Source organism: Peptococcaceae bacterium 1198_IL3148 (genome assembly GCA_036763105.1).
Lineage (GTDB): Bacteria > Bacillota > Desulfotomaculia > Desulfotomaculales > Desulfohalotomaculaceae > JBAIYS01.
The window spans coordinates 87,315-100,530 of sequence record JBAIYS010000006.1 but is presented as its reverse complement, the minus strand read 5'-3'; the positions used below and the strand labels follow the sequence as shown (position 1 = coordinate 100,530).

11 protein-coding genes and 1 riboswitch are annotated in these 13,216 nt (G+C 45.9%); all 11 genes read left to right on the top strand.

The window, feature by feature from the left end; genetic code table 11:
• Positions 1–11 precede the first annotated feature (11 nt).
• Positions 12–596, top strand: a complete 585-nt coding sequence (locus tag V6C27_07595; GenBank protein ID MEG6616287.1) for a stage V sporulation protein AE — start codon at positions 12–14, stop codon at positions 594–596.
• Positions 580–2,118 carry a spore germination protein gene (locus V6C27_07590; protein MEG6616286.1) on the top strand — a complete coding sequence of 513 codons (1,539 nt, stop codon included), beginning with the start codon at positions 580–582 and terminating at the stop codon, positions 2,116–2,118. The genes V6C27_07595 and V6C27_07590 overlap by 17 nt, the downstream gene beginning before the upstream one ends.
• 339 nt (positions 2,119–2,457) lie before the next feature.
• Complete coding sequence (locus V6C27_07585; GenBank protein ID MEG6616285.1) at positions 2,458–3,459, top strand: acyl-CoA dehydratase activase-related protein; 1,002 nt, start codon at positions 2,458–2,460, stop codon at positions 3,457–3,459.
• Positions 3,460–3,502: 43 nt separating this feature from the next.
• A complete protein-coding gene (locus tag V6C27_07580) occupies positions 3,503–4,594 on the top strand; it encodes a CoA protein activase (GenBank protein ID MEG6616284.1) in 1,092 nt (363 codons plus the stop codon).
• A gap of 29 nt (positions 4,595–4,623) precedes the next feature.
• Complete coding sequence (locus tag V6C27_07575; protein MEG6616283.1) at positions 4,624–5,604, top strand: acyl-CoA dehydratase activase; 981 nt, start codon at positions 4,624–4,626, stop codon at positions 5,602–5,604.
• Between the two features lie 150 nt (positions 5,605–5,754).
• Positions 5,755–5,931, top strand: a riboswitch (Lysine riboswitch).
• A gap of 151 nt (positions 5,932–6,082) precedes the next feature.
• A complete protein-coding gene (lysA, locus tag V6C27_07570) occupies positions 6,083–7,423 on the top strand; it encodes a diaminopimelate decarboxylase (GenBank protein ID MEG6616282.1) in 1,341 nt (446 codons plus the stop codon).
• Positions 7,424–7,564: 141 nt separating this feature from the next.
• Entirely contained in the window at positions 7,565–10,207 is a 2,643-nt protein-coding gene (locus V6C27_07565; protein ID MEG6616281.1) for a CBS domain-containing protein, read from the top strand.
• The gene (locus tag V6C27_07560; protein ID MEG6616280.1) at positions 10,197–10,832 is read left to right on the top strand and encodes a site-2 protease family protein; all 636 of its coding nucleotides are present in this window, start codon (positions 10,197–10,199) and stop codon (positions 10,830–10,832) included. Before V6C27_07565 ends, V6C27_07560 begins: the two co-directional genes overlap by 11 nt.
• 22 nt (positions 10,833–10,854) lie before the next feature.
• Positions 10,855–11,841, top strand: coding sequence for a tryptophan--tRNA ligase (gene trpS, locus V6C27_07555; protein ID MEG6616279.1), 987 nt, complete (start codon positions 10,855–10,857; stop codon positions 11,839–11,841).
• Between the two features lie 14 nt (positions 11,842–11,855).
• A complete protein-coding gene (locus V6C27_07550) occupies positions 11,856–12,620 on the top strand; it encodes a segregation/condensation protein A (protein ID MEG6616278.1) in 765 nt (254 codons plus the stop codon).
• On the top strand, positions 12,598–13,146 hold the full coding sequence (gene scpB / locus V6C27_07545; GenBank protein ID MEG6616277.1) for an SMC-Scp complex subunit ScpB: 549 nt from the start codon (positions 12,598–12,600) through the stop codon (positions 13,144–13,146). Before V6C27_07550 ends, scpB begins: the two co-directional genes overlap by 23 nt.
• Positions 13,147–13,216: the final 70 nt, after the last annotated feature.

The window sequence follows — 13,216 nt, the reverse complement described above, 5'->3', positions numbered from 1 at the left end:
GAGGTGATAACTTGACTGAAAAGAGGAGAGTAATCATTATTACCGATGGTGATACTCTGGCAAAAAATGCAGTGGAGGTGGCCGCCAGAAATATTGGGGCCCGCTGTATTTCTTCTTCAGCAGGTAACCCGACTAAACTATCCGGCAGAGAAATAGTTAAACGAATACTACAAACCCCCTATGATCCAGTGGTGGTGATGGTGGATGATCGTGGTTGGCGAGGTGAAGGGGCGGGAGAAAGGGCCCTTAGACAAATTGCCGCACACCCCAATATTGAAGTATTGGGTGTGTTGGCAGTGGCCTCCAATACCGAAGGTTTAGAAAGCATTGATGTAAACGAATCTATAACCAGTACCTGCCGAGTGGTTGATGGCCCGGTGGACAAGGACGGCCATCGCTGTTCAAAGGAGTACGGTTTGCGCGGGGACACGGTGGAAATACTAAGGGATTTAGATATTCCGGTGGTTATTGGTATTGGCGATGTGGGTAAAATGCATGGTGCTGATGACGCTGTTTTTGGCTCCCCTGTGACGACCAAGGCGCTGCAAGAAGTGTTAGAGAGGAGTGGTTATTATGGCAATGGCCGCAGCAACTGATGAAGCAACGCTTTCCAAACACTTAGATGACAATATAACAACCCTTAATGAGCAGTTGGGGGTGGGTAAAAGTTATGATTTGATTTGCCGTAAAATGACGGTGGCTGGCAAGAAAATTGCGCTATATTACATCAACGGCATGGTTAAAGATGATGTAATGACGTTGATATTGCGCAACCTTGATCAACTTGAGCGACAAGATATTTCATTACATACGCTGCAAAAGTTGCTCAGTGAACATATCAACCATATTCAAGTGCAGGCGGAGAGCAAGCTCACCACCATTATCAACAATGTGATGTCCGGCCCATTGGCACTGGTGGTTGATGGCGAGGACCAAGCATTAATTATTGATGTTCGCACCTACCCCGGCCGTCAACCCCAAGAACCGGATTTAGAAAAGGTGGTTCGGGGATCCCGGGATGGTTTTGTAGAAACGGTTTTGCTGAATACCGTTCTGTTGCGCCGTCGTATTCGCGATCCCCGGTTGCGTTTTGAAGTGATGCAGAGTGGTGCCCGTTCTAAGACCGACATTGTGATTGGCTATATAGCAGATATCGCTAATCCTGAAATGGTGGCGCAGGTTAAAGAACGGGTTAAATCCATCAATATCGATGGCCTGCCGATGGCAGAAAAGGCGGTGGAAGAATTAATTACGCCGGGCAGCTATTGGAATCCCTTTCCCAAGGTGCGTTACACCGAGCGGCCTGATGTGGCGGCAGTGCATTTGTTGGAAGGTCGGGTTTTGGTGATGGTGGATACATCACCCAGTGTTATTATAGCGCCATCCACGCTGTGGGATCATATGCAACATGCCGAAGAGTTCCGGCAGAACCCCACGGTGGGTGTTTATGTGCGTTGGGCCAGATACATCGGCATAGCGGCTTCGATATTCCTATTGCCACTTTGGTTTTTATTTGCTATCCAGCCGGATCTGTTACCGCCCAGTTTAAGGTTTATAGGTCCCAATGACCCCGGTAAAATACCGTTAATTGGGCAGTTTTTATTGGCTGAGCTGGCCATAGATTGGATTCGACTGGCGGCTATTCATACGCCGACGCCGTTGGCCACGTCCTTAGGTATTGTGGCCGCCCTGCTAATAGGTGACATGGCTGTCGGGGTGGGGTTGTTTACCGCCGAAGTGGTGATGTATACTGCGGTGGCCATGGTGGGTGTATTTTTGACCCCCAGTTATGAATTGTCATGGGCCAATCGATTGGTGCGTCTATTTCTGTTGCTCTCGGTGGCAGCTCTTCAACTGCCGGGATTCCTAGTGGCCAGCATGATTGTGTTAGCGTTGCTGGCATCCACCAAGTCCTTTGGTGCCCCTTATTTGTGGCCGGTGATTCCCTTTGATTTTAAAGGGCTAAAAACAATCTTTATCCGTACTCCGGTTTCGGTACAAAATCATCGGCCCAGTATTTTAAAACCCCAGCAAACCATTCGACAATCAACCCAACAACGGAGGCTGGCACCGGCTAGAAAGCCGGAAGAATCTAAAAAGCCTCCCAAGGGCAAATAATCACAAAAAAGGGCAACCTTTGTTTGTTCTCAGCCGGTGTCGTTATTAACAATACAAAAAGGGGCTGTTGCAAGTTTTTGCAACAGCCCCTTTTTGCATTAACGACAAGGTGGATATGGTTGGGGAGTCCCCAAAAGAAGCAGAATCAAAACTAAGAAAACAATAAAACTGTTATCGCCATAGCCATAACCTGGCCCGTGACCGCAACCGCTCATAATTTCACCCCCTCGGTAATAGGGTATGTAGCTTAATAGTAAATGGTGAAAGTTTAGTTGGATGGGATATTTTGGCTAAATTTTGTTCATAATAGGGAAAGATGTGTTTTAAGGAGGTATATATATGTCCGTTAAGGTGGGCATTCCCAGAGCCCTCTTATATTATTATTACTATCCGCTGTGGAAAGATTTTTTTGAATCACTGGGCTGCGAAGTGGTGCTTTCTGATAAGAGCAACAAGGGCATATTGGACAGCGGCATTAAAAATACTGTGGATGAGGCTTGTTTGCCGGTAAAGTTGGCCTTTGGCCACGTAAAAAATTTAGCAGATAAACCTGTTGATTACATATTTATCCCCAGGCTGGTCAGCGTTGCTTACAAAGAGTATATTTGTCCCAAATTTTTAGGTTTCCCGGATATGGCCAGGCAAAATATTGTTGGATTACCGGCGGTCATTGATACCACCATCAGTTTTATGCGCAAGCGCCATAATGTGGATCAGGCATATAAACAGTTGGGCAAGAAATTTAGCGGCAATCCTATTAAGGTGCGGCAAGCCTATCACAAAGGTCTAAGGGCATTGGCAAAGTATAACCAATTGCTGTTAAAGGGCCATCTGCCAGAAGAGGCAATGTCAATAATGTATGATCGGAGCGCCAAAGCCAGCCAAGTTAAACCCTGTGGTGATTTAAACATTGCCATCATTGGACATCCATACAATATTTATGACCCCTATATTAGTATGAATATTATAAAACGGTTGCAGAGCATGGGGGTAGTGGTGGTGACCCCGGATCACCTGTCAGAGGATGAAGTGCGCCACCAGGCTGGCCGATTGCCCAAAAAACTGTTTTGGACTTTGGGCCAACGCATGATCGGTGCCGGATATCATTATGCCGAAAGTGAAGATATTGACGGCATCATTCATATTGCTGCCTTTGGCTGTGGACCGGATTCAATGACGGGAGAACTGATTGAAAGAAACATTCGGGGTAGCACCAAGTTGCCCTTTTTAAACCTAACTCTGGACGAACACACTGGAGAAGCGGGGGTAATCACCAGGCTAGAGGCATTTTTGGATATGGTGCGTTGGAAAAACTCCCCAAAAAAACAATTTATTAGCTAGTACTGAAATTTGTTTTAAACAAACGCTTATTTTGGAGGGAAAAATGAAAGTTACCTTTCCCCATATGGGGTATCTATATGTGTGTGTTAAAGGGTTGCTGGAGTATTTAGACATTGAGGTAATATTACCGCCGCCCACCAGCAAGCGCACCCTAACCTTAGGCACTAAATACGGCCCGGAATTTGCTTGTATGCCCTTAAAACTTAACTTGGGCAACATGATTGAAGCCAGCGAACTTGGTGCCGATACTTTGATAATGATTGGTGGCTGTGGCCCCTGTCGTTTCGGCTATTATGCTCAGGTGGAATACGCCATTCTAAAGGATCTAGGTTACCATTACAACATGGTGGTATTGGAACCACCGGATAAACACATTAGCGAATTAACCACCCGCATTCGCAAAATAACCGGTAATAAGTCTTGGGTGCAGGTGATTAAAGCCATCCGGTTTGCTTACCAAAAAAGTAGAGCGGTTGATGAAGTGGAATTAATGTCCTTTAAAATAAGGCCTCGGGAGCTGGTTTTAGGGGAGACAGACCGTGCTTTGGCAAAGGCAATTAAAGAAATTGATAACGCCGCCAGCCCACAGCAGTTGCAATTGGCCCTGCTGCGGAGCAAAGATATCATGAACAGTGTAGCCATCGATCCAAACCGACCGGTGATTAAAATTGCCTTGATAGGCGAAATCTATACACTGCTAGACCCCTTTTCCAACTTAAACATTGAACGCCATTTAGGCCGACTGGGAGTGGAAGTGGATCGATCCATTTATTTAAGTGAGTGGATTAATGATCATTTATTTATGGGTCTGTTAAAGGGCATCCGCAGCACCAAGGAGTACTGCCAAAGTGCTGCCCCATTTCTTAATCACTTTGTGGGTGGCCACGGATTAGAAACCATTGGCAGCGTGTCGGTTTATGCTAAGCGGGGATACCACGGGGCAATTCAATTATTTCCCTTTACCTGTATGCCAGAAATAGTGGCCCAAAGCATTCTGCCAAAGGTGGGGGATGCTTTGGCTATGCCGGTAATGACTTTAATTGTAGATGAACACTCCGGTGAAGCAGGGATGATTACCCGGTTAGAAGCCTTTGTGGATTTGCTCACCAGAAAAAGAGAATTTAAAGCTAATTAGATAAATTTTTAGAGGAGGCAATTTTTGCAGTGATTGGTTATTTAGGAGTAGACGTGGGGTCGGTCAGTACCAATATTGTATTAATTAATGAAGACAATCAGGTATTAGAAAATCTATACCTGCGCACCCAGGGACAACCAATAAGAACTGTCCAACAGGGTTTAAAGAAACTTGCGCAACATCTACCAATCAGTACAGTGATTAAAGGAGTGGGTACCACTGGCAGTGCCCGTCATTTGTCGGCAGTGATGGTGGGGGCAGATGTGGTTAAAAATGAAATCACCGCCCATGCTGTTGCTGCATCCCAGCAGGTACCTGGGGTACAAACGGTATTAGAAATTGGTGGCCAAGATTCAAAGATAATTATACTGCGCAACGGTGTGGTGGCGGACTTTGCCATGAACACAGTTTGTGCAGCCGGCACTGGTTCCTTTTTAGATCAGCAGGCCAGCCGGCTAAACACACCGATAGAAGAATTTGGCACATTAGCCTTAAAAAGTACCACTCCGGTGCGCATTGCCGGGCGCTGTGCTGTTTTTGCCGAGTCGGACATGATTCATAAACAACAAATGGGTTTTGAACTGCCAGACATAGTGGCAGGGCTTTGCGAAGCGCTGGTGAGAAACTATTTGAATAACGTAGGTAAGGGCAAAGAAATTTTGGGCCCAGTGGTATTTCAGGGTGGTGTTGCCGCCAATGTTGGCATGAGAAAGGCCTTTGAAAAAGAGCTGGGACTGGAAGTAATTATTCCTCAAAATTACGATGTCATGGGGGCTATGGGAGCCGCGCTGTTGGCCAAAGAAGCGGTGGCCAAGGGGCAACCCACCAAATTTAAAGGCTTTGGTATCGCAGACGTCAATTTTGCCGTGGGCAGTTTCGAATGTGACGGTTGCCCCAATATGTGTGAAGTGGTGGAAATAAACGAAGAAGCCATCACCATCGCCCGCTGGGGCGACCGCTGTGGCAAATGGGCCAATGCGTTGGTAAGGGAGCAGAGTAAGATTAGTTAATGCTCAACAATTTTGAATTATGAATAAAGACATCGGTTTGCCGTAAGTGTATACAATATTTTGTAGTTAACAAGGTTGAAATAATATCCTAAATAAAATATAATAACACCAGTTCAAAAGTTAATATAGTGAAACCTCATCTCTAGCCGGAGGTGGGGTAGAGGCGCGAAATACAATAGTACTTTAGCGGAGAAGCGGTTCGTTGATGCTATAGGAAAGGGTCTTTCGCCGAAGTTCAGCAGCAAACCGTAACCTGCTGGGCTGGGGCGGCATCGAATAGGTGTCGGACTGCCACACAGACAAGCTGTGTGGAGCGCTATCTCACAGGTGTAGAGGTATCTATGTCTATAACGATCCATAGCATACCTATGGATCGTTTTTTGTTTTTATTACCAATATTTACCGGTGTTAAAAAATGTTTAAGAATGCACAAATTGGTACCTCAGACGCGTAAAATTTTGTATAGGAGGTATTTCCAATGAAACTACACGGTACTATGCGCATAAATGATAAAGGAAATCTTGAAATAGGCAGTTGTGATACCACAGAGTTAGCCCTGGAGTTTGGAACGCCCTTATATGTTTTAGATGAACAACACTTCCGTCAAAATTGCCGGGATTACTACCGATCCTTTACAGAACAATATGGAGCAGATGTTCTCTATGCTGGAAAAACCCTTCTTACGTTGGCGGTTTGCCGCATCATTGATGAGGAAGGGCTCAGCCTTGATGTGGTTTCCGGTGGTGAGCTTTACACCGCCATTAAGGCTGCTTTCCCCATGGAAAGGGTATATTTTCACGGTAACAACAAAAGCCCTGAAGAAATTAGACTGGCCTTGGAATATAACATAGGTCGTTTTATGGTGGATAACCTTTATGAATTAAAGCTTTTGAACAAACTGGCGGGAGAAATGAAAACAACTGCCCAAATATTGCTTAGATTGACCCCCGGGGTTGATGCTCACACTCACGAATATATTAGAACGGGTCACATTGATTCCAAGTTTGGACTGGTCATTGAAAACGGTCAGGCTATGGCGGCGGTGCAACGGGCTTTGGAACTGCAGAATATCGAACTAAAGGGTTTCCATTGCCACATTGGTTCCCAAATCTTTGAACTGGAATCCTATGCCCATACCGCTGAAGTGATGATGACCTTTGTTAACAGTGTGCGTCAACAAACAGGGTTTGTTGCCTCAGAACTAGACCTTGGCGGTGGATTGGGTATCTATTATACCGAAGGTGATCAGCCCCAACCAATTAAAGTTTACGCCGATCTGTTGATGCGCGCTGTTAAAGAGCAAGCCCAGCGATTGGATTTGCCAACACCTAAAATAATGGTGGAACCAGGGCGTTCGATAGCCGGACCTGCCGGTACTACGTTATATCGCATCGGGGCCATCAAGGATATCCCCGGTGTTCGCAAATATGTTGCCGTTGACGGCAGCATGAGTGACAATTTGCGGCCGGCACTGTATGGTGCCAAGTATGAAGCCTGTGTTGCCAATCGCATGTTAGAAGCGCCGTCACAAGTGGTTTCGGTGGCTGGTAAATGCTGTGAATCAGGCGATATGTTGGCTTGGGATTTGCCGTTGCCCTCCGTTCAGTCTGGAGATATCCTGGCAATGTTTTGCACCGGGGCTTACGGTTACTCCATGTCGATGAACTACAACAGATTGAAGCGCCCAGCCATGGTATTGGTAAATGATGGCCAGGCAGAACTGATTATTCGCCGAGAAAGTTATTTAGATATTGTGAGAAATGATTTAATACCCGAAAGACTGAAGAATAAAGTGGTCAACATTGCTAATGTAAGATAAAAAAGCTTCCCTGTAGCACCCGTAATGGGTGTTTTTTTTTGAATTTAAAGTTCCGCCTAAAGCTTGCCAATGCCAAGCTTTTCTAACACTCTATTGTTATGTTATAATGTAAAGTATTGTTAGTGGGGAGGAATTGGTGTCATGGATATAATTACCACCCATACAAATTCAGATTTAGACGCGTTGGCAGCCATGGTGGCTGCCCAAAAATTATACCCCAAAGCGGATATGGTATTTCCAGGTAAACTATCCCGTAACGTGGAAGATTTTTTAGCTTTACACAAAGATATGCTAAAAATAAAGCCTGTAAAGTTAGTGGATATGAAAAAAGTTCGCCGTTTGATTATTGTGGATAATCACAATCCTAAACGGATTGGTAAACTGGCTAAACTGATGGAAAATCCAAAGGTAGAAGTACATATTTACGACCATCACCCGGCCACCGAGTGTTTTCTCACGCACAAAATGGTGGTCATTGAAACAGTGGGCGCTGCCACCACATTATTGGTGGAAAAAATTCGCAGCCAAAACATTGACATCACCCCGTTGGAAGCCACCATTATGGCTTTGGGCATCTATGACGATACCGGCTGTATGGTATTTAGCAGCACCACCCCGCGGGATGTGGAGGCGGTGGCCTATCTACTGACTAAGGGAGCAAATTTAAGCGTTATTGCGGAATATCTGGCCCGACCGTTGACGGAGGAGCAACAAACGTTGTTAAAAGACTTGTTGGTTACTTCGGAACGGCACAACATCAATGGGGTTAAAATTTTGTTGGCCAAAGGAAAATCAGCAGAATTTATCGATGGCTTGGCAGTACTTACCCACAGGCTGGCTGAAATAGAACAGGCAGATGCTGTCTTTGCCACCGTGGAGATGGAAGATCGGGTACACATAGTGTCCCGGAGTTCGGTGCCCGAGGTTGATTGTCGCGAAATTTTAGGCAATTTTGGTGGTGGTGGTCATATAGCCGCTGCCTCTGCCAGTGTTAAAGATGTCGATTTAGATGTGTTAACAACTCAATTGTTGAATGTGATCAGTGAAAATGTCAGACCAATGATGATAGTACGGGATATTATGTCTAATCCAGTCAAAACGGTATACCCAGAAACTAAAATTGAAGAGGCCAACCGGGTGATGTTGCGCTACGGTCACACTGGCCTGCCGGTGGTTCGAGGGCTGGAATTAGTTGGGGTAATATCACGTCGGGATGTGGAAAAGGCCATGCACCACGGTTTAGGTCATGCGCCGGTAAAGGCCTATATGAATGTCAACGTGCACACCATCAATGCTGATGTTCCCCTTTCCCAGGCCCAAGAGATGATGATAGAATTCGATATCGGTCGTCTGCCGGTGGTTGATGACAATCGGGTGGTGGGAATAATTTCCCGCAGTGATATTTTGCATACGCTGCATCATGATTTAAAAAGTCGCTACTTTACAACCTACCATCAGGGTAATGGCAGCAAAGTCCAGATGAAAAACATGATGCGCCGGGTACTGCCGGAGGACGTTTGGAATACACTGAAACTAGCGGGCAAATTGGCGCTACAGTATGATTACAAAGTTTATGCCGGCGGTGGCATTGTCCGGGATATTATTTTAAATGTCGAAAATTTGGATATTGATTTAATCGTGGAAGGTGATGCCATCACCTTGGCTAAGGAGTTAGCTCGAGAATTGGGTGGCAAAGTGCGCACCTATGAGAAATTTGGCACAGCAGAGGTGTCTGTGAACGATGGTTCATGGATCGACGTGGCCACAGCCAGAGTTGAATTTTACGAATATCCGGCCGCAATGCCCACTGTGGAGACTTCATCCCTGAAACATGATCTTTACCGGCGGGACATAACCATTAACGCCATGGCCATATCCCTCAACCCAGAGGATTTTGGTGAACTGGTGGATTATTTTGGCGGCAGAGAGGATTTGTACGCTGGCATAGTAAGGGTACTACATAACCTAAGCTTTGTGGAGGACCCCACCAGGATTCTACGGGCGGTGCGCTTTGAACAGCGCTATCAAATGCACATGGATCCCCAAACTTTACGGTTGTTAGAAGAGGCCATTAGGGAAGAGGTACTGCTAAAGGTATCACATGAGCGCATTTGGTATGAGTTGAAGATGATTTTAAATGAACCGGAACCGGTTGATGTACTAAATCGGTTAGCTGAACTGGGGGTTTGGGAACAATTATTCCCGGAAATAACCTACTGGGAGGTGCAACCGGTACTGGAGGAACTACCCCAAGCGCTATTGGTATTGCGTTACTGGGGCTGGAATGAACCGGCTGAAAAATGGCTGCCTTATTTGATAGCGATGTTGCATTGGAATGATGTGGACAGCGCCACTAAAGTCTGTAACAAATTTGTCATCGGTCGCCGACAAACGGAGAAGGTTGTTAGCACCGTTAAACATTGGCGTCAGGTGTTAGAGCATTTTTCTGATCCCGAGGCCACTAAATTGTCTCAGCACGCTGATATTTTGTTGCAAACATTGCCGCGGGAAGCCTATCCCATGTTTTTGGCAATAATGGAAGATAGACTGGCCATTCAAAGATTCCGTCAAGTGATGGAGTCGGTGCGCCGGAACAAACCGGTGGTTAATGGCAAGGATATTAAGGCTATGGGTTTTAAACCCGGTCCTATATATCGTAAAGCCCTAGATGCCGTATGGCAGGCTCGGATGGACGGCGTGGTAAAAACCAGAGAAGACGAATTGGAGTTTGTGGAACAATATATCCGAAGTCTTCAGAAAGGGGATAAATCTTTTGTTCGGTAACTTTCCAACTCCCTACGAAATTGGAGTTTTGTTGCCGGCCATTGTGATTGGGTTGACTTTTCACGAATACGCCCATGGTTGGGCGGCAGATAAACTCGGTGACCCCACAGCCCGTTACGCTGGTCGGTTGACTATTAACCCCATGGCCCATGTGGATATCATTGGCTTTATTATGTTGTTCTTAGCTGGCTTTGGTTGGGCTAAACCTGTACCGGTAACACCATTTAAATTAAAGGGTAACATGCGCCGCAGTTTAATGATGGTCTCACTGGCTGGCCCAGCAACTAATCTAGTAATTGCCATCATTGCTTCGTTGCTGTTTGGTTTGGTGGCCTCCTTCGGTTCGATGCCTTTGGTGGATATTATGCAACGCATTGTTACTATCAATGTGGTTTTGGCGGTCTTTAACCTGTTGCCAGTGCCGCCGTTGGATGGTAGTAAAATTCTAGCGGGCATATTGCCGGGAGAGCAGCGATGGTTGATTTACATGGAACAGTATGGCACAATTATTTTACTTTTGTTATTGTTTACCGGCATTCTCAGTCCGATTTTATGGGCCATCATCAGCCCAATTTTAGGTATCATGAATGCAATAGTTAATTTTAGTTATGGTTTATTTTTCTAAATAGAAAGAGGTGTACCAACAGATGTCAAAGGGAACTATTTTAAGTGGTATGCGCCCCACAGGTAGATTGCATATCGGACATTTAAGTGTATTAGAAAATTGGGTTAAGCTGCAGGAAGAATACAATTGCTTCTACCAAGTGGCAGACCTGCATGCCCTGACCACCTCCTTTGAGGAAACTGAAACTATAAAAAACAACGTTAGAGGAATGCTGGTGGATTGGTTAGCTGCCGGTTTAGATCCTGAAAAGAGTACAATATTTGTGCAATCGGAAGTGCCTCAGCACTCGGAATTGCACCTAATGCTGTCAATGATCACCCCCCTTTCTTGGTTAGAGCGGGTACCCACCTACAAAGACCAAGTACAGCAGTTGGGCAAGCAAGGTAAAGATATTAATACCTACGGCTTTTTAGGTTACCCCATGCTGATGGCGGCGGATATTATGGTTTACAGAGCCAATGCGGTGCCGGTGGGTGAGGACCAACTGCCCCACTTAGAGCTGTGTCGGGAAGTGGTGCGCCGATTTAATCACCTATACCAAAGACAAGTGTTTCCAGAACCCCAAGCGTTATTGGCAAAAATTAAAATGTTGCCTGGCGTAGATGGTCGCAAAATGAGTAAGAGCTATCTCAATGTGATTAACGTGGCGGCGGAGCCCGATGAAATTAAAAACCAAGTGAACGCCATGATTACCGACCCCAACCGGGTGCGGAAAACTGATCCCGGCAACCCGGATGTATGTATCGTGGACAAGTATCATGGAATATATGTAGAAGCTGAACACCAAGGCATTAGAGAGCAATGTCAAAAAGGTGAAATCGGTTGTGTGCAATGCAAAAAACGTTTAGCCCAGGCGTTGGATGAACATCAAACACCGCTTCGGGAAAGACGTAATGAAGTATTGAAACGTCCTGGTTACCTAGACGAAATTCTGCATGAAGGAGCTAAAAAGGCCAGGGCGGCCGCTCAGCAAACCATGGATGAAGTGCGGGCAGCCATCGGCATTTAACTGGAGGTCTATACATGCCTTACACAGTGCGGTTGGCTACCTTCGAAGGGCCAATGGATTTATTGCTGCACTTAATTGAAAAAAACGAAATGGATATTATGGATATCCCAATAGCCTCCATTACCGCTCAATATATGGAATACCTTGATACCATGAGAGAACTGGATCTGGAAGTGACCAGTGATTTTTTGGTGATGGCCAGCACTTTGTTGGCCATTAAGGCCCGCAGCCTGTTGCCAAAACCCCAGTTAACCGAAGACGGCACTGAAGAAGAAGGTCCTGATCCCCGGGAAGAGCTGGTGCAACGATTGTTGGAATACAAGCAGTTTAAAGAAGCAGCTCATTATTTAAAGAATCAGCAGCAGGCACAGGGCCAAGTTTATACCCGCCCCAACAATTTTGAAATGTACCAATATTTAATGCGCCCGATGGAACCCCTGGCCGGTGTAGATATGCAAAGCCTTTTAGAGGCGTTGCAAGGGGTGTTGAAACGGGCAGTGCAGGTGGAACCGCCCCAAGTGCGGGCGGAGGAAATTAGAGTACAGGATAAAATAGCCCATGTATTAAGAAAAATGGTGCTGTTTCCAGAGGGTATCCCCTTCAGTGCAGCCTTTGGGAAAAATGCCAGTCGTTCTGAAATTATTGTCACCTTTTTAGCCATTTTGGAACTGTTGCATATGGGTCAGGTGGCGCTGAGACAAAGGGAACCTTTTGGGGAAATAATTATTAAACCGGCAGAAGGAGGCAACTCCGAAGATGACGGTCTTGTTTCGGGATAATACCAAAAGTGTGATCGAAGTATTGTTATTTGTAACCCCAGAACCACTGCCTGTGGCCACCATTTGCCGCATAGCGGAAATAGAAGAGCAAGATGCGCTGGATATTTTACAAGAGCTGGCCCGGGATTATCAACAGGCCAACAAAGGATTACAGGTGATAGAAATGGCCGGTGGTTGGCAATTGGCCACCAGGCCTGAATTTGCTTCCTATGTGGAACGTCTCTATAAAAAGCAGACCAGCAGTACCTTGTCCCGGGCGGCCTTGGAATCATTGGCCATTATTGCCTATCGGCAACCGATAACCAAGGCAGAACTGGAGTTGATCCGTGGTGTTAAGTCAGACAGCAGCATTAATACGCTGCAGGAACGAGGGCTGGTGGAAGAAAAGGGGCGTCGTGACGGCCCCGGCAGACCGGTGCTTTACGGTACCACCACCGAATTTCTAAAACACTTTGGCCTAAAGGATATTTCTCAACTCCCGGATCTGGATAGCTTTATGATTGAAGCAGAAAACTTGGAACTTTAACTAAAAAATCCCCCCATTATTTTCGCATACTCAGCAGGTAATTATGAGCAAAATATAACTAGCGAAAATA

What these genes read in the sequence shown, in the direction of transcription:
- V6C27_07590 (MEG6616286.1), top strand. Translation starts at nt 580, where the DNA reads ATGGCCGCAGCAACTGATGAAGCAACGCTTTCCAAACACTTAGATGAC.
- V6C27_07580 (MEG6616284.1), top strand. Translation starts at nt 3,503, where the DNA reads ATGAAAGTTACCTTTCCCCATATGGGGTATCTATATGTGTGTGTTAAA.
- V6C27_07565 (MEG6616281.1), top strand. Translation starts at nt 7,565, where the DNA reads ATGGATATAATTACCACCCATACAAATTCAGATTTAGACGCGTTGGCA.
- V6C27_07550 (MEG6616278.1), top strand. Translation starts at nt 11,856, where the DNA reads ATGCCTTACACAGTGCGGTTGGCTACCTTCGAAGGGCCAATGGATTTA.
- V6C27_07585 (MEG6616285.1), top strand. Translation starts at nt 2,458, where the DNA reads ATGTCCGTTAAGGTGGGCATTCCCAGAGCCCTCTTATATTATTATTAC.
- trpS (MEG6616279.1), top strand. Translation starts at nt 10,855, where the DNA reads ATGTCAAAGGGAACTATTTTAAGTGGTATGCGCCCCACAGGTAGATTG.
- scpB (MEG6616277.1), top strand. Translation starts at nt 12,598, where the DNA reads ATGACGGTCTTGTTTCGGGATAATACCAAAAGTGTGATCGAAGTATTG.
- lysA (MEG6616282.1), top strand. Translation starts at nt 6,083, where the DNA reads ATGAAACTACACGGTACTATGCGCATAAATGATAAAGGAAATCTTGAA.